Annotated in this window: 19 protein-coding genes and 1 pseudogene; 11 read left to right on the top strand and 9 right to left on the bottom strand. The window is 59.0% G+C overall.

Annotation, left to right across the window (positions count from 1 at the left end; all coding sequences use genetic code 11):
* Position 1: 1 nt before the first annotated feature.
* Positions 2-442, bottom strand: a complete 441-nt coding sequence (gene lysM / locus IB252_RS18325; RefSeq protein WP_111449461.1) for a peptidoglycan-binding protein LysM — start codon at positions 440-442, stop codon at positions 2-4.
* A gap of 136 nt (positions 443-578) precedes the next feature.
* On the opposite strand from lysM, the gene IB252_RS18320 reads away from it, so the two are divergent.
* The 4 genes from IB252_RS18320 to IB252_RS18305 all read left to right on the top strand — a co-directional run bounded on the left by IB252_RS18320 (position 579) and on the right by IB252_RS18305 (position 5,570).
* Complete coding sequence (locus IB252_RS18320; RefSeq protein ID WP_111449462.1) at positions 579-1,466, top strand: LysR family transcriptional regulator; 888 nt, start codon at positions 579-581, stop codon at positions 1,464-1,466.
* A gap of 94 nt (positions 1,467-1,560) precedes the next feature.
* The gene (fdhD, locus tag IB252_RS18315; protein ID WP_192409824.1) at positions 1,561-2,400 is read left to right on the top strand and encodes a formate dehydrogenase accessory sulfurtransferase FdhD; all 840 of its coding nucleotides are present in this window, start codon (positions 1,561-1,563) and stop codon (positions 2,398-2,400) included.
* Positions 2,397-4,745, top strand: a complete 2,349-nt coding sequence (locus IB252_RS18310; protein WP_192409823.1) for an FdhF/YdeP family oxidoreductase — start codon at positions 2,397-2,399, stop codon at positions 4,743-4,745. Before fdhD ends, IB252_RS18310 begins: the two co-directional genes overlap by 4 nt.
* Before the next feature lie 336 nt (positions 4,746-5,081).
* A complete protein-coding gene (locus tag IB252_RS18305) occupies positions 5,082-5,570 on the top strand; it encodes a glycine zipper domain-containing protein (protein ID WP_192409822.1) in 489 nt (162 codons plus the stop codon).
* A 69-nt stretch (positions 5,571-5,639) separates the two neighbouring features.
* On the opposite strand, the gene IB252_RS18300 is transcribed toward IB252_RS18305, so the two are convergent.
* The 3 genes from IB252_RS18300 to IB252_RS18290 all read right to left on the bottom strand — a co-directional run bounded on the left by IB252_RS18300 (position 5,640) and on the right by IB252_RS18290 (position 9,588).
* The gene (locus tag IB252_RS18300; protein ID WP_111449466.1) at positions 5,640-6,059 is read right to left on the bottom strand and encodes an acyl-CoA thioesterase; all 420 of its coding nucleotides are present in this window, start codon (positions 6,057-6,059) and stop codon (positions 5,640-5,642) included.
* Between the two features lie 142 nt (positions 6,060-6,201).
* Positions 6,202-7,428, bottom strand: coding sequence for a 3-hydroxyacyl-CoA dehydrogenase (locus IB252_RS18295; protein WP_192409821.1), 1,227 nt, complete (start codon positions 7,426-7,428; stop codon positions 6,202-6,204).
* Positions 7,429-7,653: 225 nt separating this feature from the next.
* Entirely contained in the window at positions 7,654-9,588 is a 1,935-nt protein-coding gene (locus tag IB252_RS18290) for an ATP-dependent DNA helicase RecQ (RefSeq protein ID WP_192409820.1), read from the bottom strand.
* A 496-nt stretch (positions 9,589-10,084) separates the two neighbouring features.
* On the opposite strand from IB252_RS18290, the gene IB252_RS18285 reads away from it, so the two are divergent.
* The 4 genes from IB252_RS18285 to IB252_RS18270 all read left to right on the top strand — a co-directional run bounded on the left by IB252_RS18285 (position 10,085) and on the right by IB252_RS18270 (position 12,937).
* Positions 10,085-10,348 carry a hypothetical protein gene (locus IB252_RS18285; protein ID WP_074872576.1) on the top strand — a complete coding sequence of 88 codons (264 nt, stop codon included), beginning with the start codon at positions 10,085-10,087 and terminating at the stop codon, positions 10,346-10,348.
* 101 nt (positions 10,349-10,449) lie between these two features.
* Positions 10,450-11,577, top strand: a complete 1,128-nt coding sequence (locus tag IB252_RS18280) for a hypothetical protein (protein ID WP_192409819.1) — start codon at positions 10,450-10,452, stop codon at positions 11,575-11,577.
* A 382-nt stretch (positions 11,578-11,959) separates the two neighbouring features.
* Entirely contained in the window at positions 11,960-12,256 is a 297-nt protein-coding gene (locus tag IB252_RS18275) for a hypothetical protein (protein WP_192409818.1), read from the top strand.
* Positions 12,257-12,571: 315 nt separating this feature from the next.
* Positions 12,572-12,937 (top strand): DUF1493 family protein, encoded by a 366-nt coding sequence (locus IB252_RS18270; RefSeq protein ID WP_192409817.1) that lies wholly within the window; start codon positions 12,572-12,574, stop codon positions 12,935-12,937.
* Between the two features lie 129 nt (positions 12,938-13,066).
* On the opposite strand, the gene IB252_RS18265 is transcribed toward IB252_RS18270, so the two are convergent.
* Both IB252_RS18265 and hslO read right to left on the bottom strand, forming a co-directional pair.
* Positions 13,067-14,608 carry a phosphoenolpyruvate carboxykinase gene (locus tag IB252_RS18265; RefSeq protein WP_111449477.1) on the bottom strand — a complete coding sequence of 514 codons (1,542 nt, stop codon included), beginning with the start codon at positions 14,606-14,608 and terminating at the stop codon, positions 13,067-13,069.
* Positions 14,609-14,790: 182 nt separating this feature from the next.
* The gene (hslO, locus tag IB252_RS18260; RefSeq protein ID WP_008149293.1) at positions 14,791-15,693 is read right to left on the bottom strand and encodes an Hsp33 family molecular chaperone HslO; all 903 of its coding nucleotides are present in this window, start codon (positions 15,691-15,693) and stop codon (positions 14,791-14,793) included.
* Between the two features lie 104 nt (positions 15,694-15,797).
* On the opposite strand from hslO, the pseudogene IB252_RS30180 reads away from it, so the two are divergent.
* Positions 15,798-16,026: pseudogene (locus IB252_RS30180) on the top strand (phosphoesterase); the annotation flags it as partial.
* Positions 16,027-16,184: 158 nt separating this feature from the next.
* On the opposite strand, the gene IB252_RS18255 reads toward IB252_RS30180, so the two are convergent.
* Entirely contained in the window at positions 16,185-16,592 is a 408-nt protein-coding gene (locus tag IB252_RS18255) for an RNA-binding S4 domain-containing protein (RefSeq protein ID WP_008149291.1), read from the bottom strand.
* Positions 16,593-16,826: 234 nt separating this feature from the next.
* Here IB252_RS18255 and IB252_RS18250 point away from each other — a divergent pair, with 234 nt between their 5' ends.
* Both IB252_RS18250 and rimK read left to right on the top strand, forming a co-directional pair.
* The gene (locus tag IB252_RS18250) at positions 16,827-17,288 is read left to right on the top strand and encodes an ATP-dependent zinc protease (protein WP_176471525.1); all 462 of its coding nucleotides are present in this window, start codon (positions 16,827-16,829) and stop codon (positions 17,286-17,288) included.
* On the top strand, positions 17,285-18,190 hold the full coding sequence (rimK, locus tag IB252_RS18245; RefSeq protein WP_008149287.1) for a 30S ribosomal protein S6--L-glutamate ligase: 906 nt from the start codon (positions 17,285-17,287) through the stop codon (positions 18,188-18,190). The genes IB252_RS18250 and rimK overlap by 4 nt, the downstream gene beginning before the upstream one ends.
* Positions 18,191-18,405: 215 nt before the next feature.
* On the opposite strand, the gene IB252_RS18240 is transcribed toward rimK, so the two are convergent.
* Entirely contained in the window at positions 18,406-19,719 is a 1,314-nt protein-coding gene (locus IB252_RS18240; protein ID WP_111449478.1) for an ATP-binding protein, read from the bottom strand.
* Positions 19,720-19,834: 115 nt separating this feature from the next.
* Positions 19,835-20,575, bottom strand: a complete 741-nt coding sequence (ompR, locus tag IB252_RS18235; protein ID WP_007903084.1) for a two-component system response regulator OmpR — start codon at positions 20,573-20,575, stop codon at positions 19,835-19,837.
* Positions 20,576-20,685: the final 110 nt, after the last annotated feature.

Here is a 20,685-nt window from a genome sequence, read left to right as displayed (position 1 = left end):
CTTACTCAGGAATCCGCAACGACTGCCCCGGATAGATCTTGTCCGGGTGAGTCAGCATCGGCTTGTTGGCCTCGAAGATTTTGTTGTACTTGTTGGCATCGCCGTACTCAGCCTTGGCAATCGCGCTGAGGGTGTCGCCCTTTTTAACGGTGACGAACCGCGCCGCCTGGGCAACCGGGCCCGTTACGGTGATCTGGTCATCCACACTACCGACACCGGCAATATTGCCCACCGCCAGCAGGATTTTTTCCTTCTCTTCCTGACTGCCGACTTCGCCGGTCACGGTGACTTTGTCGCCATCCACCGTCGCCTGTACATTCGGGTTACCCAGGCCGACCTTGCTGATGTGTTCTTTCAACTGCTCGCTGGCATTGGCGTTGCCTGGCGTCAGCAAGTCGATAAGTTTTTCGCCTGCTTCTTTCACAAAGCTAAAAATACTCATAGTGCACTCTCCTTGGGTTTTGGGTTCCAGACGCAAAAGCCTAGACCAAGGCTGTTACCTGCGGTTCCAACCCGACCAATGACGCCGCTTCCCCCCAAGCGCTAGAATCCGAGCCTTCCCGCGCCCTGGAGCGAAGATGGACATCAAGCAACTTAAATTCCTCATCGCCCTCGATGAAACCCGACATTTCGGCCAGGCCGCTGCGCGTTGTCACATCACCCAGCCGACTCTGTCCATGCGCCTGCGCAGCCTCGAAGAAGAACTCGAGTTGCCGCTGGTCAATCGCGGTCAGCGCTTCGAGGGTTTCACCGCACCGGGTGAACGGGTGCTGGCGTGGGCGCGCACCGTATTGGCGGCCTACGACGGCTTGCAGGCCGAGGCGGCGGCCTGTCGCGGCAATCTGGTCGGTACGTTGCGTCTGGGCGTGGTGCCGCTGTCGAGCTTCGATCCGTTGCCGCTGATGCAACGCCTGCACGCCGAACACCCGAACCTGCGCTTCGAACTCTCGGCACTGAGTTCTGAACAAATCCTCGAACAACTGGCAAACAATCGCCTGGATCTGGGCGTGTCGTACCTGGAGCGACTGGACGGCGAACGCTTCGATTCCCTGGCATTCAGCGAAACCCGCATGGGCCTGCTCTACGATCAGCGCTTCTTCAGTTTCGGCGAGGCGCCGCTGAGCTGGGAATCGCTGATCGAACTGCCGCTGGGCATGCTCAGCAGCGGCATGCATTTTCGGCAATCCATCGACCACAACTTCCACAGTCGCGGCCTCACCCCGCAGCCGTTGCTGCAAACCGATGCCGTCCACCAATTGTTACAAGCGGTGCACGGTGGATTCTGCTGCGCCGTGATGCCGCTGGACGGTGGCCTGGAAAAACTCACCGATCATTTGCGCCTGCACCCCATCGAAAATGCTCAAACCCTCGCCCGGCTGGGGCTGATCATGCGTCGCAGCGCCCCGCGTTCGGCGCTCGCGGAAGCCTGTTTCGCGATATTTCAGCAATCGCTGCCGAGCTCTTGATCGACGCTATCTATCGGCAGATCAGTATTTGCGATTAGACGCGACAAGTTGACACGCCTAGGCTTAAAGCAGCCTAACCCTTCGGTGATACCTCATGAACGCCAAGCGCCCTGCCTGCGCGGCGCCAGCCCTCGAAACGCCAGCGCCCGCCGCAAGCCAGACATACAGTTACTGCGACCTTCAAGACACCGAATCGGCCAGCACCGCGCTGGCCGAAGAAGTCGCGTTGGCGATCGCTTATAACGGCATCAGTCAGGCGGTCATGTTGGTGACGCCGACGGACCTTGAAGACTTCATCGTCGGCTTCAGCCTCGGCAGCGGCATCATCGAAGACGCTTGCGACATTTATGACCTGCAACTCAGCGGCTCGGGTTCAGCGCAATACGCGCAAGTGACCATCGCCAACCGCGCTTTCTGGAACCTCAAGCAACAGCGTCGGCAAATGGCTGGCACCAGCGGTTGCGGGCTCTGCGGCGTGGAAGCGGTGGAGCAGGCATTGCCAGACCTCAAGGTGTTGCCCGGCGCACCCTTGCCGCCCGCCGAATGGCTTGATGGCTTGCGTCAGCGCATCGGCGCGTTCCAGCCTCTTGGCCAGTACTCCGGCGCGGTGCACGCCGCCGTGTTCATGAACAGTCAGGGCCAATTGCTGCTGGGTCGCGAAGACATCGGCCGACACAATGCCCTCGATAAACTGATTGGCGGACTGATCCGTCAGAAGATCCCGACCACCGGCGGGCTGGTGATTGTCACCAGCCGTTGCAGTCTCGAACTGATCCAGAAAGTGTTGCGCGCAGGTATCCAGACCCTGGTCAGCCTGTCGTCGCCCACGGGCCTTGCCGTGCAATGGGCCCGTCGCCACAACCTCAATCTCATCCACCTGCCGCAGAAAAGTGCGCCGCGGGTCTACAGCCCCGCGACGGAGAACCCAGCGTGAGTCAACATCAACAAGCCGACCAGAAACCCGTTCCGCGTTATAAGCCCTACAAAGGTCCAGCCGGTGGCTGGGGCGCGTTGGCCAGCGTTGCCCGGGCCTGGTTGACCAGCGACAACGCGCTGAAAAACCTGCGCATGATGCTCAAAACCAACAAAAACGGCGGGTTCGACTGCCCCGGTTGTGCCTGGGGCGATTCCAATGAAGCCGGCATGGTGGCGTTCTGCGAGAACGGCGCCAAAGCAGTGAACTGGGAAGCGACCAAACGCCGTGTCGACGGTGCGTTCTTTGCCAAACACAGCGTCAGTTCATTGCTGGAACAAAGTGACTACTGGCTGGAATATCAGGGTCGCCTGACCGAGCCATTGAGCTATGACGCCGAAACCGATCGCTACAAGCCGATCAGCTGGGACGCTGCGTTCTCCCTGATCGCCAAACATTTGCAGGGCCTGTCGAGCCCGGATCAGGCCGAGTTCTACACCTCGGGCCGCGCCAGCAACGAAGCGGCGTACCTGTATCAATTGTTCGTGCGTGCCTACGGCACCAATAACTTCCCCGATTGCTCGAACATGTGCCACGAGGCCAGCGGTGTGGCCATGGCGCAAAGTGTCGGCGTCGGCAAAGGCACCGTCACCTTCGACGACTTCGAACACGCCGACGCGATTTTTGTCTGGGGTCAGAACCCTGGCACCAACCATCCGCGGATGCTCGAACCGTTGCGCGAAGCGGTGAAACGCGGCGCTCAGGTGGTGTGCATCAACCCTTTGAAGGAGCGTGGCCTGGAACGCTTCCAGCACCCGCAACACGCGATCGAAATGCTCACCAACAGCGACAAACCGACCAACACCGCGTACTTCCGTCCGGCATTGGGCGGCGACATGGCGATCATGCGCGGCATGGCCAAGTTCCTGCTGCAGTGGGAGCGTGACGCACAGAAGGAGGGTGAGCTTGCCGTATTCGACCACGACTTCCTCAATGAACACAGTGTCAACGTGCTGGAATACCTGGGCATCGTCGACGACACCTCGTGGGAGCAGATCGTCGAACAATCCGGACTGACGCTGGTTGAAATCGAGCAAGCGGCGCGGATGTACGCCAATGGCAAGAACGTGATCATGTGCTGGGCGATGGGTATTACCCAGCATCGCCATTCGGTGGCGACCATCCAGGAAATCGCCAACCTGATGTTGCTGCGCGGCAACATCGGCCGTCCCGGCGCTGGTCTGTGCCCGGTGCGCGGCCACAGTAACGTGCAGGGCGACCGGACCATGGGCATCAACGAGCGTCCGCCGGTGGCGTTCCTCGATTCCCTGGAGCGTCGCTTCAAGTTCAAGGTGCCGCGTGAAAACGGTCACAACGTGGTCGAGGCGATCCATGCCATGGCCGATGGCCGCGCGAAAGTCTTTATCGGTCTGGGCGGCAACTTCGCCCAAGCCACCCCGGACAGCTCACGGACGTTCCAGGCCCTGAGCAACTGTGACCTGACCGTGCAAATCAGCACCAAGCTCAACCGCAGCCATCTGGCCCACGGTAAAGAGGCGCTGATCCTGCCGTGCCTGGGCCGCACCGACATCGATATCCAGACCGAAGGCCCGCAAGCGGTGACCGTCGAAGACTCGTTCAGCATGGTTCACGCCTCCAACGGCCAGTTGCAGCCGCTGTCGAAGCAGATGCGCTCGGAGCCCGCGATCATCGCCGGTATCGCCGCCGCGACCCTGGGCAGTGAACCGGTGGACTGGAACTGGCTGGTGGCCGATTACCGGCGCATCCGCGACCTGATCGCCGACACCATTGTGGGTTTCAAGGACTTCAACGAGAAGATCCAGAACCCGGGCGGGTTCTACCTCGGCAGCAGCGCCGGTGCTCGCCGCTGGAATACCGCGTCGGGGCGCGCCAATTTCCGTCCGAACGTCCTGCCTAAAGATCTGGTGCACGAACGCACGCGCGCCACCGGCGTATTGCCGGACCTGATCATGCAGTCGATGCGCTCTCACGATCAGTACAACACCACGATTTATGGGCTTGATGACCGCTATCGCGGCGTGAAAGGTCAGCGTGATGTGTTGTTCGTCAACGAAGCCGACATCATTCGCCTGGGGTTCAAGCCGGGGCAGAAGGCTGACATCGTTTCGATCTGGGATGACGGCCGTGAGCGTCGGGTGAAGGGCTTTACGCTGCTGGCGTTTGATATCCCTGCCGGGCAAGCGGCGGCTTATTACCCGGAAGTGAATCCGCTGGTGCCGCTGGAGAGCATCGGGGATGGCAGCCATACGCCGACATCGAAGTTTGTGGCGATCCGGTTGGAAGCGGCGAGTGAAACCGGACTCATCATGGCCAAGTCGGCCTGACGCAGCGTCTGATCTACCGCAATCGCGAGCAGGCTCGCTCCCACATTTGATCTGTGCCGTACACAAATCCACTGTGGGAGCGAGCCTGCTCGCGATTGCGGTGGAACACTCAACGAATCTTGCGGATCAGTCACTTTCCAAACGCCCACAAAAAAGGCCGTTTTGCATGAAAACGGCCTATCCGAAGTAGCTAAAGACCGGCGAAAAACACTTAAGTTCCAGCTAAAAAACAGTAACTTATAGAAATGTGCTCAAGTCGTGTTACTCGTCGGATTTCGATTGTCAGGACCATGACACGGCCTCAGGATCGCGCCGTCATCCCCTTGAGGTTCCTCTATGAAGTTCTCCTCGATTCTCTTGTTGTCCCTTGGCCTGGTCAGTGGCTTCGCTTCTGCTGGCGGCACCACCGAAGCAGGTGTGGGCGGCGCATTGGGCGGGGTTCTGGGCTCGGTCGTCGGTCAGTCATTAGGCGGCAGTACAGGTTCCACCATTGGCGCGGCCCTGGGCGGCGCGGGTGGTAGCGCAGTTGGCGCAGACAAACGCAGCCGTGGCGAAGCCGCCATTGGTGGTGCGTTGGGCGCAGCAGGCGGTAACGTGGTCGGCCGCAGCATGGGCGGCACCACCGGCAGCCTGATCGGCTCCGCAGCAGGCGGCGGCGTCGGTGGCGCGCTGGGTAATCACATGGGCAACAGTAGCAATGACGATGATGATGACCGTCGTTCTTATCGTGGCGACCGTGGTGATCGTGGCTACTACCGTGACGACCATCCTGGGCGCGGTCATGCCTATGGCCACCGCAAGCATCACCATCGCTATCGCGACTGAGGCTTGAATCGCCTGACTTGCCGATGCATCAAAAAATCGCAGCCCAAGGGCTGCGATTTTTTTTGCCCGTCAAACCGCCAACCGCTGAAGCGCCCCGCGCAACCCGGCAGGAATCGCCACCGGCTGATTCGATGTCCGATCCACAAACACATGCACAAAGCGCCCTGCCGCGCAGGCTTCGTCTTCCCCGGCCTTGAACACCGCCAGCTCGTATTGCACCGAACTGTTGCCCAACTTGCCCACCCGCAAACCGATTTCGATCCGGTCAGGGAAGGCAATGGAAGCGAAGTAATCGCAGGCCGAACTCACCACAAAGCCAACGACTTCGCCGTCATGGATATCCAGACCGCCGACTTCGATCAGGTAGGTGTTCACTGCCGTGTCGAAGAAGCTGTAATAGGTGACGTTGTTGACGTGACCATAGGCGTCGTTATCGTGCCAGCGGGTGGTGATGGGTTGGAAGTGGGGATAGTCGGTGCGTTGGGACATCAATGCGGTCCTTTCATGATCGTTCCCACGCTCTGCGTGGGAATGCAGCCCGTGACGCTCTGCGTCACATTCAGGAGCGGACGCAGAGCGTCCATGGAGGCGTTCCCACGCAGAGCGTTGGGAACGATCAGCATTATGAAGTCTACCGATCCGCAAACCCTTTACCCACCGCCGCCAACTCCCCGATCAACCGCGCCGGGTTCCACTGATCACCCTGCTTCGTCTCAAGCGCCAGCAACCGCTGGTGAATATCCGCCAGCCCTTGTTGATCCGCCCAGGCCATCGGCCCGCCCTTGTCCGCCGGGAAGCCGTAGCCATTGAGGTACACCAGATCGATGTCGTGCGCCGATTCGGCAATCCCTTCCTGAAGGATCTTCGCCCCTTCATTGACCAGTGCCAGCAAGCAGCGCTCCAGAATCTCCTCGGGGCTTATCTCGCGTCGCTGGAACCCTAGTTCTTCGCTGACCTTCAGCACCAGCGCATCGACTTCAACATCGTGCTCAGCCTGGCGACTGCCCGGCTCATAGTGGTAATAGCCATTGCCACTCTTTTGACCGAAACGACCCAATTCGCACAGACGATTGTCCACCTGAACTTCGGGCGCATCTTGCCCAATGCCGGCCAACTGCCGAGCGCGCCACTCCAGATCGATGCCGACCACGTCGTACATGCGGAACGGCCCCATGGCAAAGCCAAAACCTTGCAGCACCGCATCGACTTGATAGGGATAAGCGCCTTCGAGCAACATCTTGCGCGCTTCGAGCACATACGGACGCAGCATGCGGTTGCCGATGAAACCATGGCAGTTGCCCGACACCACGCTGACCTTGCCCATGCGCTTGCCCAGTCCCAGAGCCGCCTCAAGCACCACCGGTAAAGTCTGGGCACCGCGAACGATTTCCAGCAGTTTCATGATGTGCGCCGGGCTGAAGAAGTGCAGGCCCAGGACCTGTTGCGGACGGCGAGTAGCCGCAGCGATGGCATCGATATCCAGCGCCGAGGTATTGCTGGCCAGAATGGCTTCAGGTTTGAGCAAACCGTCCAGTTCACGGAAGATTTTCTGCTTGAGTTCGAGGTTTTCGTACACCGCTTCGATCACCAGATCGACCTCGCGGATCGCCGCATAGTCAGCAGCCGCCGTTACCCGTGCCAGGCGAGCGTCCGCCTCGGCCTGATCGATCCGTCCCTGACGCACGCTGTGGGCGTAGGTGTCCGCCACGCTCGCCAGCGCCTGTTCAAGCATCTGTGGATTGTTATCGACCCACTGCACCGGGACGCCGGCGTTGGCCAGGCACATGACAATGCCACGGCCCATGGTGCCTGCGCCAATGACGGCGGCGCGCTGAATAGTGAACGGTGTCTGGCTCATGGTTATTCTCTTGTTGGCGATCCAAAGACAGCCTTCACCATAGTCAGCCACCGCGCGTTTTTGAAATTTATTCCTGTGATGAGCGACATTCAGCGGATGGATGACCGCCCACTTGATCGTTCCCACGCTCCGCGTGGGAATGCAGCCCGGGACGCTCCGCGTCCCCTTCTAAAGCCGAACGCAGAGCGTCCGTTGAGGCATTCCCGCGCAGAGCGTGGGAATGATCTAGCGTGGCAAATGCGCCTCGGCCCACGTCCGGACTTCGGCATACGGATAGTCCTCCAGCGCCGCAAACCCGGGAATCGACCGTGCCTTGAGCTTGGTGAACAGCGGCACACCAATGCCGCATAAAAACCGTGTCACGCGTTCCGCCGATGGAGTGTTGCCGGTGTACTGCGCGTGCCTGTGGATAAAGTCACCGCACAACGCCTCGAAGTTTTTATCCACAAGCGCCGGTAATTCCGGTGGCGTCGGCAACCGCGCCACATCCCCGTGGCACACCGAACAATGCCCGCACTGCTGCGGCGCATTTTCATCGCCGAAGTACTCGGCCAAGCGATAACCCAGGCAATGGTCCGTGGCGAACAGATCCAGCATGGCGTGAATCCGCGCGATCTCGGTTTGTTCATGGCGGGTGAAGTAGGCGTGCAACTCTTCGCTCAAGGCTTGGGCATCAAAGTCCGTTTTCAGCAGGCTGTAGACCTCGGTCATCTGCTTGCTTTCGAGCTCGACCCAGCCCTTTTCCTGGAAATAATCCAGCGCCTTCACCACCCGATTACGCTCGGCCTGATGCTGCTCATACAGCGCATCGAAATTCACCGTGGCCCAGGTCCGTGCTCGGTTCGAGGTCTGGATGATCGCCGCGACAAAGTCTTTGCGCTCACCCTCGAAGCGGGCCAGCAACGCCTCGGGTTCCTGCAAGTATTTGAAGCGGTATTCGGCGTAATAGGCGTAACGCGGTGCAATGATTGCGCGCAGTTCCAACTGCACCAGCAAGGTCTTGAGCGGCAATTGGCGGATGTTGCTGTGGTCCGCCAACGGCCCCAACAGAAACTCCCACTGCCCCTCGGGCGCGGCGGCCTGCAACTCGTCGAGTACATGGCGGATGCCATCCAGCTCAGGCGTATCGCCGTAGACGAAGTTTTCCAGCACGTTGAGGCTGTCGCGGTTGGCCAGTACCAGGCAGTCGGACGGCTGCCCGTCACGCCCGGCGCGGCCGATTTCCTGGCTGTAGTTTTCGATGGATTTGGGCAGGTCGAAATGCACCACGTTGCGGATGTCGCTCTTGTCGATGCCCATGCCGAAAGCAATGGTGGCGACGATGCAATTGGACTGCCCGCCCATAAAGCGCTTTTGAATGGCTTCCCGTTGTTCGTGGGGCAAACCGGCGTGATACGCCTCGGCCTGTATGCCGTTGCGCCCCAGGTGTTCGGCGATGTGCTCAGCGGTTTTCTGCAAGGTGACGTAAACGATGCTCGGCTGGTCGGGACGTTCGCTCATCCATTCGACCAGGCGTCGGCGTTTGTCCTGCCCGCGCACCGGTTCCACTAACAGATTGAGGTTCGGCCGATAGAAACCGGTGGTCACCACATCGTCGGGGGCTATGCCGAACTTGGCCTCCATGTCAGCGATCACCTTGGGTGTCGCGGTGGCGGTCAGCAGCAACGCTTGAGGAATGTTGAACTGGCGCTGATAGTCGGGAAGCTTGAGGTAATCGGGGCGGAAATTGTGGCCCCATTCCGAGATGCAGTGCGCCTCATCCACCACCAGTAACGAGATGGGCACTTGCTGCAAGAAATTGCGGAAACGCTCGTTCTTCAGGCGCTCCACGGAGATCATCAAAATCTTCAACTCGCCGGACTTGGCCCGGGCCATCACATCGCTGGCGTCATCGCGGCTCTGGGCCGAATCGATACTGCCCGCCGCAATGCCATGGTGCTGCAGGAACGCCAGTTGATCCTGCATCAACGCCAGCAGCGGCGAGACCACCAGCGTCAGGTGCGGCAGCAGCAAGGCGGATAATTGATAACACAGGGACTTGCCCGAGCCGGTGGGGAAAATCGCCGCCGCCGAACGCCCGGCCAACACCGCGCTGACCGCCGCTTCCTGGCCGGGCCGAAACTGTGGATAACCGAAAACCTGTTCCAGGGTGTTGTGCATAAGCTGTCACTCCGTTGACCGCTGCGAAGCCCAAAGCCTAGCCGGCAAACGCAGCGAGTCGAGAAAAGGTCGGGGACCAAAACGATACGGGATGATACAGCTTCGAACGATCGTCAGCAGTCGATGAGGCTACGGCTTCGCACGCGAGGGCAGAAGGGTTCGCCGAGGCCACACGTAGCCATTGCATACCTAATTCCCGTTAAGCGTTGGGCGGACATTTGGAAACGTCCTACTGATTCTGGCGCGCACCCTACAGAGGTTTGATGGATTGAGCCTGACAAACCCGTAGGAAATTTGCCGTGTAAGGGGTTGGGCGTAAAAAACCTTGGGAAACACGTAGGTTCGGTCCGAAAAGGCAGGTAAACCCCCTACAAAACCTGTCCATCGAAGCCGTATTGCCGCGCAGCGCCGTGCCCTTCTATAGTCTGCGGCGCGGCTGAAATCAGGGTGTCGGCCTGCCGGCGAGATTGCCCGAATTCCTATAGGACTGACCTCAATGCAAGACCGCTATCGCCCCCTCAAAACCAGCTACAGCGAAACGCCTGTCCTCGTCATCGACACCACGGCCAGCACTGGCGCCGTCCTCGACGCCGCACACCAACGTCTGCGCGCGGCCAGCGATTTGCTCGAAACGCTTTATTGCCTGTGCTTCAAACAGGCCGATGTTAAAGACATCCCTCATATCGTGAATGCGCTTTATTTATTAACGCAGGATGGTTGCGAACTACTAGAAGTTGCCAAACAAAGAATAGGGCACTAAAACTTCTAACACACACTACAACCCCGGTAACAACTAACCACTTCATTATTTAAATAACTCAAACTAGCCTGTACGCTCTTAAACCAAACAAGAGCATTACAATGACTACATTAACTATTTTTTTTTGCGGTACCGGCTCAACCAAATTTGACAACCAAAACCCAACTTACTGGAATGGCGAACTGGTTTCGGCACTCGCCTCCCATCATGCTGGCCGAGAGTTTGCCGAATGGATCGTGGTCGACGGTCCCGGCACCAGCAACCTGCAAGCTGATGAACTGTTCACTCAATCCAAGGACTATGGCCTGAGTGGCACGCTGTTCGGCAGCGGCTGGGAGGAGAACGTCAAGCACGCCGTCAACATCATCAAAGGCCAGTGTGACTGGCAACGTGAAAAACTGACCGAGACCGAATACAACCGCCTGAAGGCTGCGGGCATTCCAATCGAAGACGTGATCGTCGAAGGTTCCTGGCTGTGGCGTAAATACAACTACGGCGACCGCAGCGTGACTCAGCAGAAGTTGCAAGAACAAATCATTAAAACGTTTCGCAAGGACGGCGTTATTCCAACCAAGGTCAACTTGGTAGGCTGGAGCCGCGGCGGCATTAGTTGCCATATGCTGGCCAATGCCATGTTCAAGGACAGCGAACTGAAGAACATCCCGGTCAATATCTTTGCGATTGATCCGGTACCGGGCATCGGTAACTTTCAGGAGGACAAAGTAAAACTGAATGCCAACGTAAAAGAATACGTCGGCTTCTACGCCCGAGACGAGCGCTCCAAAGGCTTCAGCTGCGTCATCCCGCAAACGGCCACCGGCACCCGAACCCACATTTACCCGATGCCCGGCCGCCATGGCACGCTGGTTGGCAACGCCGCAGCAGACGGTGTCAGCGGCCCTAAAGTGCTGGCCGAACCCGGCCTGATCGTCCGCCACTTTGCCGAAGTGTGCCTGAAGCGCTGGGGCGTGCCGCTGAACAAGACCCTCGACCTGAGCGCGGCCGACCTGCAAAACCACCACAACACCATGGCCAGCGCCGCAGCGAAATACAAAGCGATGGAAAAGTGCTCGTACACCTACTTCACCGAGCTGGACCAGGGCGAGCGCTACGTTTCGCTGGGCAGTAATGGGGTCAGGTTCTCGGCAGTGAAAGGCACAATCTATGCGCCGGCGACCGGGCTGAGCACTGACCTTCTGGATGTGGCTTCGTATCAGCATATTCGTTGAGGTGATGGGCGCGGGAGGGTGGAAAGCGCGAGATATTTCGTCGCGAAAATTCCTATAGAAAGGGCCTAGCCGAGGTTCGGCCCGATCCTACAAACGGGGACTCTTTATCGTCTATCGCTGCCCGGTGGCTGACACCTATAGTCGGGCTGTCGCTGCTAATTCAGCGGCTCGGGCTTGGTCACCCGAATAGCTCATATCTACGCGTCCGTTGTATGCTGCCGGCACTTCAAGTGCCTGCACGCTATATGGTGGCTGTGTTTGGGACGCCCTCGGGCGTGCCGGGATGTGAGCCTCATCGGTTGACCAACCCGAACACAGTCCGCCTCCTATCGCTTGGTCACGATAGCGCGGGTTATTGCTAACGCATTTGAGGCTACAAACAATGAAAACGTTGAACCCTTTCCCCGATCGCTACCGCCCACTCGAAACAAACCTCACCGATTCCCCACCCCTGATCATCGACACAGAAGCCAACCCGCAAGACATCCTCGAAGCCGCCCTCCAGCGAATCCGAGCCTCCGGCGACCTGCTCAAAACCCTACATTGCCAATGCTTCAAAAACGGTGACGTGGAAGACATCCCGCACATCACCCACGCCGTCTACCTGTTGACCCAGGACGGCTGCGACCTGCTGAAAGTCGCCCAACAACGCATGATGGGCTGGAAAGCACCCACCTGACGCCGAACCAGGATCGTTCCCACGCTCGGCGTGGGAATGCCTCAAGGGACGCTTCGCGTTCCAGCTCTCGAAAGGGACGCGGAGCGTCCCGGGCTGCATTCCCACGCCGAGCGTGGGAACGATCAAAACCCGGGGATAACCATGAGGAAGTTTTTTGATGAGCTGATGGAAAGCGTGCAACAAATGAACGAGATCGTACGGGGTGAGCGCCAGCCTTCCCGCGAATTCCATGTTCGCAGCTCTGATCGACATCCAACGCATCGCAAAATCAGGCTTAATCCGTCTCACGAAATGGCCCTGAACAGAAGACGCCCCATGAACCTCGCCCCCAACTTCCCCGACGACCACGCCATGCACCTGCTCATGCAGCTGCTGCACGAAGAGCTCGGCCTGCCCGAACGCAAAACCATCAGCCTCACCACCTCGATCAACTTCGACCTGGGTTGCGATGGCGCGGACGCTCGGCATCTGATGGAAGCATTGGAAGAACAATTCGCCATCGACTTCATCGACTACGACGCTTATCGGTATTTCCAGCCCGAAGGCTTTGACGTATTCCTCAAGCGCCGGGCCAAGGGGCGCGGCGATAAGGCCCCGCTGACCATTGGAATGATTTACCAAGCGATCAAGTTACAACGGTGGGATACGCAGAAATTGGAAGGCATCGAGCCTAACGCATAAGTGCCATTATTCTGGTCGTTTAACGACAATTCAGATGGAATATTGGTAGTTGTGCGTTTGACGGTTAAACCGAGCGCCCACAAAAAAGCCGCCCCGAAGGGCGGCTTTTTCATTCGCTAAATCCAAGCCTTACAGCTTAGGCCCAGCAGCCTTGATCGCGTCGCTCACTTCAAACTTCTTGAAGTTCTCAACAAACAACCCAGCCAGTGCTTTAGCCGCTTCATCGTAAGCAGCCTTGTCAGCCCAGGTGTTACGTGGGTTCAACAGGCCAGTCTCAACGCCCGGTACGGCCAACGGCACGTCGAGGTTGATGGTGTCGAGGTGTTCGGTTTCAACACCGATCAACGCGCCGCTCTGGATCGCTGCGATCACGCCGCGAGTGGTCGGGATGTTGAAGCGTTTGCCGACGCCGTAGCCGCCGCCGGTCCAGCCGGTGTTGACCAGGTAGACCTTGGAGCCGAAGCCGCGGATGCGCTTGATCAGCAGTTCTGCGTATTCGCCAGCCGGACGCGGGAAGAACGGTGCGCCGAAGCAGGTGGAGAAGGTCGATTTGATGCCGCTGCCGGAACCCATTTCGGTCGAGCCCACCAGTGCGGTGTAGCCGGACAGGAAGTGGTAGGCCGCTTGTTCTTCGCTGAGGATCGACACTGGCGGCAGTACGCCGGTCAGGTCGCAGGTCAGGAAGATCACAGCGTTTGGCTCGCCACCGAGGTTTTTCTCGGAACGCTTGGCAACGTGCTCCAGCGGGTAGGCGGCGCGGCTGTTCTGGGTCAGGCTGACATCGGCGTAGTCGGCGTGCTTGGCGTCGTCGATAACGACGTTTTCCAGGACTGCGCCGTGCTTGATGGCTTTCCAGATGACCGGCTCGTTCTTCTCGGACAGGTCGATGCACTTGGCGTAGCAGCCGCCTTCGATGTTGAAGACAACGCCTTCACCCCAGCCGTGCTCGTCGTCACCGATCAGGTAACGGCTTTCATCGGCCGACAGGGTGGTCTTGCCGGTGCCGGACAGACCGAAGAACAGGGTCACGTCGCCCGCTTCGCCGATGTTGGCGGCGCAGTGCATTGGCAGTACGTCGGCAGCCGGCAGCAGGTAGTTCTGTACCGAGAACATGGCTTTCTTCATTTCACCGGCGTAACGCATGCCGGCGATCAGCACTTTCTTTTGAGCGAAGTTGAGGATCACGCAACCGTCGGAGTTGGTGCCGTCACGCTCTGGCACGCACTCGAAGTTGGCAACGTTGAGCACTTGCCACTCATCACGGCCAGCCGGGTTGTACTTTTGCGGGTTGATGAACAGGCAACGGCCAAACAGGTTCTGCCAGGCAGTCTGGGTGGTCATCTTCACGGCCAGGTAGTGGTCTTCGGACGCACCTACATGCACGTGGGAAACGAAGTGCTCTTGCGCATTGTTGAACGCTTCAACACGGTCCCACAGGGCATCGAACTTGTCGGCCGGGAACTTGCGGTTGATCGGGCCCCAGGCGATGGAAGCCGAAGTGGACGGCTCGTCAACGATGAAACGATCGACTGGCGAGCGGCCGGTGCGGTGACCGGTGCGAACAACCAGCGCGCCGGTATCGGCAAGCTCGCCCTCACCGCGACTCAGAGCTTCTTTTACCAGATCATCAACACTCAGATCGGTGTACACGGCGTTATTGGCTTGCGTCATGAGATTCCCCGTCGGCCAGTGGCCGAGTGTGCTCCAAACGTTTTGTAGTAGAAAGTCGTGCACTACTACCGCGACAAAAAGTGGGCCGGATTATGCCAGAAAAGCCCAAAAATAGTAGGGCCCTCCCGTCGTAATGGCGTTATTCCGGCACAAACCAGTGAATTTACCTGCGCTGAACCGTTTTAGTGACGGGTATCTGACGGCGTATCGACACCCGCTCCAGCGAATAATTGAGCGATATCGGCGGCGTCGAACAGGTAGCGCTCGTTGCAAAACTGGCAATCAATCTCGATATTGCCGCCATGTTCGATCACGAGCGACTGGGCATCTTCCAGACCCAAACTGACAAGCGCATTGGCAGAACGTTCGCGCGAGCAGCTGCAACGGAAGCGCAGTTTCTGCACATCGAACAGACGAACCTGCTCTTCGTGGTAGAGACGATGGAGGATGGTTTCGTTGTCCAGGCTCAGCAATTCATCGGCGGTCAGGGTGCTGCCCAGCGCGGTGATGTGCTGCCAGCTGGCGGCGCGTTCTTCTTCGTCTTTCAAGCGATCAGCAGGCAGTTGCTGCAGCAACAGGCCACGGGCGCGACGACCATCGGCGTACAACCAGAAACGCGTACCGACTTGTTGGGACATCACGAAGTAATTAGTGAAGCACTCCGACAGGGTTTCGCCATCGAGGTCGACGATGCCCTGGTAACGCTGGCCCTGGGTCGGGTCGACGGTCAGCGCCAATACGCCGTTGGGCATCAGGTCGGCGAGGGTCGCGTCGGGGGCGATCTGGTCGGCTTCGTATCGGGCCAGGCCACGGATTTCGCGCTCGCTGGAGCACTCGATCATCAGCAGCGGGATCGGGCCTTCGGAACGGGCCTGGAGAATCAGCAAGCCATCGAACTTCAAGGTGCCGACCAACAACGACGCCGCCGCCATCAGCTCGCCAAGCAGTTGTGCAACCGGCTCCGGGTACGGGTGTTTAGCGAGGACTTCGGCGTAGCTACGCTCCAACGCAACCAGCTCGCCGCGGGTGTCGCTGTCATCGAAGATGAAGCGTTGGGTGTAGTCGGTATCCGGTAAATCGGTCATAGGTCTGGGTATCTGAAGTAATGACAAAATGATTTAAAACAGCGAGAAATTGCGCCTCTGCGGCACCATTCGGGTACGCGATGTTCAGCCGTGAGGGGCATTTTATGAACAATCCGGGTTTGTTCCAAGCAAGGTGGAACGCATGCCGGGCGCTTATGCAGTTTCTTGCCTCTGGCGCCGCTGGCTTTCTGGTTATGGCCTACGGCTCAGAAGCTGTGGGTGGTTTTCGACGAGTGGCACTTTCACCCATCCAACGTGCTGCTGGCGATTAACCCGATATGGCTACATGTTTGGGCAATTGCAAGTCTGTGGCCTTTCGATGTGGTGGTTGGGGCTGCTTTTTATCCGCATGTTATTCGCCAAATTCGCTGGCCAGGCGAGTGCTGCGCACTCGTTCGCGAGCAAGCCCGCTCCCACATTGGAATGCTGTCTCGTGTGGGAGCGGGCTTGCTCGCGAAGGCTGCCTCACAGGCAACACAGCGCTAACTGACTTACTCGTCGTTACTGCTTCCACGAAACTTGAACAAATCCCGTCGCTGCTTCTTGCTCGGTTTGCCATCAGTGCTCACGCCCAGCGCACCGGCCTTACGCATGGCCGCAGCCGCCTCGCGCTTGGCGATGCTGGCGTCGGTTTCGGCGTAGAGCGCCTGAGCTTCTGGCGCACCACGGCGTACGATCGACAGCGCCTGAACCACCACCGTGCGCTCCTCGAACCCTGTGCGAATCTGAAACTCGTCGCCGATCCTCGGTTCCTTGCCCGGTTTGCAGCGCTCGCCCCGACAATGCACCTTGCCGCTTTCAATCGCCGCCTTGGCCAAGGCACGTGTTTTATAAAAACGCGCGGCCCACAACCACTTATCGAGACGGACTTTGTCGTCCTCTTCGCTTTTTTGTGCCATGGAATTTCCTCATTCTGAAATATTGCTGAACTGTACTACCGTTTCTGTCGTGCCATGAATTACGCCGGCTCGGATTACAATGCACACGTTCCAGCGCCTCCCTTGAGGGCTGGAAATCCGGGCCGTAGATATCTGTCGCCTTTTACCCATTATTCTGCGTGAATACCGCGAATTCGGCCGCGTGCGGCCTGAGCGGTTTCTACCGGTTGAGCACCTTTGAAGACATTTGACCATTTGACCGTTGTCGGTCTGCGCGAGTGGGTGGCGCTCCCGGATTTGGGAGTCGCGGGCCTGCGCGCAAAAATCGACACCGGCGCCAGCACCTCCAGCCTGCATGCCACCGATATCGAACCGTTCGAGCGCGACGGGGAACAGTGGGTGCGCTTTACTGCTCACTTGGGCACGGTGGTGCAACTGCGTCACCGGCGCTGCGAAGCACCCCTGGTGACGATGAAAACCATCAAAAGCTCCAACGGCCACGCGCAGATGCGTTACGTGGTCAGCACCACCCTGGCCCTCGGTGATCGGGTCTGGCGGGTCGAGTTCACGCTCGCCTGCCGCAAGTCCATGCGTTATCGCCTGTTACTCGGTTCCAAAGCCTTGATCGACGGCCAGTTGGTGGTCAATCCGGGCATTAAGTACGTACAAGACAAGCCGGTGTTCCCGGTATCTACCTCCTCCACAGGTGTTGCATGAAGATCGCTGTGCTGTCGCGGAACCCGCGTCTGTATTCCACTCGTCGTCTGGTCGAAGCCGGTACCGAGCGTGGCCATGAAATGGTGGTGATCGACACCCTGCGCGCCTACATGAACATCGCCAGCCACAAGCCGCAGATCCACTACCGCGGCAAGCCGCTGGAGGGTTTCGATGCGGTGATCCCGCGGATCGGCGCGTCGGTGACGTTTTATGGCTGCGCGGTGTTGCGTCAGTTCGAAATGATGGGCGTTTTTCCACTCAATGAATCGGTGGCCATCGCCCGCTCGCGAGACAAACTGCGGTCCCTGCAATTGCTGTCACGCCGAGGGATTGGTTTGCCGGTCACCGGGTTTGCCCACTCCCCGGATGACATTCCCGACTTGATCGAGATGGTCAACGGTGCGCCGCTGGTGATCAAGGTGCTGGAAGGCACCCAGGGCATTGGCGTGGTGCTGTGTGAAACGGCGACGGCGGCGGAGTCGGTGATCGAGGCGTTCATGGGCCTGAAGCAGAACATCATGGTTCAGGAATACATCAAGGAGGCCGGCGGGGCGGACATTCGCTGCTTCGTGGTGGGCGACAAGGTAATCGCGGCAATGAAACGCCAGGCCAAGCCTGGGGAATTTCGTTCCAACCTGCATCGCGGCGGCAGTGCCAGCCTGATCAAGATCACACCGGAAGAACGCATGACGGCGTTGCGCGCGGCGAAGGTCATGGGGTTGGCGGTGGCGGGTGTGGATATCCTGCGTTCCAATCACGGGCCGTTGGTGATGGAAGTGAACTCGTCGCCTGGGCTTGAAGGGATTGAAACCACCACCAGCAAGAACGTGGCGGGGATCATCATTGAGCATCTGGAGAAGAATGGTGGGCCGAATATGACGCGCACCAAAGGCAAGGGCTAAAGCCAAGAGCCCCCTCACCCTAACCCTCTCCCCAAAGGGGCGAGGGGACTGACCGTGGCGTTCTTTCGAGCTACATCGACCTGAAAAATCGAGTCGGGCTCAGGTTTTGAGAACAACCGAGATCTGCTCCCTTTCCCCCTCTCCCCTATGGGGAGAGGGTTGGGGTGAGGGGTGGATTCAGAATTCCCTCAAATCTAAAGCCATGACCGCAGTCGTTAAACCGCATCTCTAGGCAACATTAGTCCCAAAGGCAACCGCACCCGCGCTTCCAGCCCGCCACCGGACCGATTGCGCAGTTCAACATTCCCGCCATGCATCGAAGCAATCCGCTTCACGATCGCCAAGCCCAACCCGGTCCCCTTCCCGCCCCGAGCTTGATCACCCCGGGTAAACGGGTTGAAAATCGCCTCCAGCTCCGACGGATCAATCCCCGCCCCACGGTCCATGACACTCAGCACCACATACGGCGCGCTGGTGTCCCCGGACACATAAGCCGCCACCTCAACCCCGCTGCCCGCGTGATGCAAGGCGTTGCCAATCAGGTTGTTCAGCAGCCGCTTCATCGACACCCGACGCAATGGAAACGGCTGAATCGGCTCCAGGCGCAGGCGCACTTTCTCTTCGTTCTGGTTGTAGGGCGCCGCGACTTCGCGCACCAGATCGCTCAGGTCCACCTCTTCCACCGACTCGTCACGACCATCGCGAATGAACGCCAGGAACTGATCGAGAATCGCGTCCATGTCTTCGATGTCGCGCACCATGTCGTCCGTCAGGTCGCTGTGGTCGCCCATCAGCTCCAGAGACAACCGCAAACGGGTCAGTGGCGTGCGCAAGTCGTGGGACACCCCGGCGAGCATCAGTTCGCGCTCGCGGCCCGCCTGTTCGACGTCTTCCGCCATCTGATTGAAGGCCCGGTAAACCTCGGTCATTTCACTCGGCGTGTCGCTGATCGGCAGACGCACACTGCGGCCCTGGCCGAGTTGCCTCGCGGCATAGACCAGACGTTTCAAGGGTTGATTGAGCTGGCTGACGAAGATCCACGCCGAGGCAGTGGACAGCAGACCGATAGCGAGGAACCAGCCGAGTACGTTCCAGATTTTCTGGCCGCGCAATGGATGTGGGTAAAGCGGCACTTTCAACCAGCCATCACCGAGGCTTGGCGCCCGAACCCACAGGGCCGGCGGCGAGTGCATACGCAATCGGACTTCAGTGTCGGCACCCAGCTCCGCCTGCATCTGCCGCTGATAGATCTCGCTGTAAGGCCAGTGTTGCTCACCTTCCGGCACGCCAGCACCCACTACCCGGATCAAGGTCGCGGCATCGGCAATCTTCGTGCGGTTTTCTTCATCGGCCGCCCAATAGGCGCGTAGCGTCAGGGCGACGCCGTGGCTGTATTGGCGATCCACCAGCACGTCTTCGTTCATCAACAGATAAACCAGGGTCAGCGCCTTGGAGAACAGCACGACGATCAGCACCAGCCAAAGGGTGCGGGAGAAGAAACTCTGGGGGAACCAAACGGGGGTTTTCATGGATAACCGCTACACACTTGCAGGAGCGAGCGATGCTCGCATATTGCGGATCGCGAGTCTGCGAGCAAAGTCATCTGACCCGTTGCCCGCAAGACCCGCTCCTACAAATCGCCGATCACTTGGTGGCGGCGCCATCCGGAACGAACACGTAACCCACGCCCCAGACAGTCTGGATGTAACGCGGTTTGGACGGATCGGGCTCGATCATCCGGCGCAGACGGGAAATCTGTACGTCGATGGAGCGCTCCAGGGCGTCCCACTCGCGGCCACGGGCCAGATTCATCAACTTGTCGCGGGTCAGTGGCTGACGGGCGTTCATGACCAACGCCTTGAGCACCGCAAATTCACCGGTAGTGAGCATGTGCACTTCGTCGCCGCGTTTGAGCTCGCGGGTCGCCAGGGACAGTTCGTAGTCACCGAAGGTCACGCTTTCGTCTTCGCTGCCCGGGGCGCCCGGCACCGGTGCCGCCTGACGACGCAGAACCGCTTTGACCCGAGCCATCAGCTCGTCCGGGTTGAACGGCTTGGCCAGGTAATCGTCGGCGCCCAGTTCCAGGCCCTTGATGCGGCTCAGCTCATCGCCCTTGGCGGTCAGCATGATGATTGGAATCTGGTTGTTCGCGGTGCGCAGGCGGCGGCAAGCGGTCAAGCCGTCTTCGCCGGGCAGCATCAGGTCGAGGACGACCAGGTTGAACACTTCACGCGCCAGCAGGCGATCCATTTGTTCCGTGTTCGGTACGGCGCGGGCGCGGTAGCCCTTGCTGACGAAAAAACGTTCCAGCAGGCTGCTCAGCCCTGGATCGTCATCAACAATAAGAATTTTTTCGCCTTCAGCAATGTTTGCAGTGCTGCTCATTAGATGCTCCTTTGATCTCGGCGCGCATTATGGCGTAGCTGCCGTTATACGCACCGTGTGCATTGTTAGCAGATTTTTCCTTGATCGCCAGAAATCCGGCCTTTATGCCT

The sequence above is a fragment of the Pseudomonas sp. PDM10 genome (assembly GCF_014852295.1).
Classification (GTDB): Bacteria; Pseudomonadota; Gammaproteobacteria; order Pseudomonadales; family Pseudomonadaceae; genus Aquipseudomonas.
This window is presented reverse-complemented; position numbering and strand designations above follow the sequence as displayed.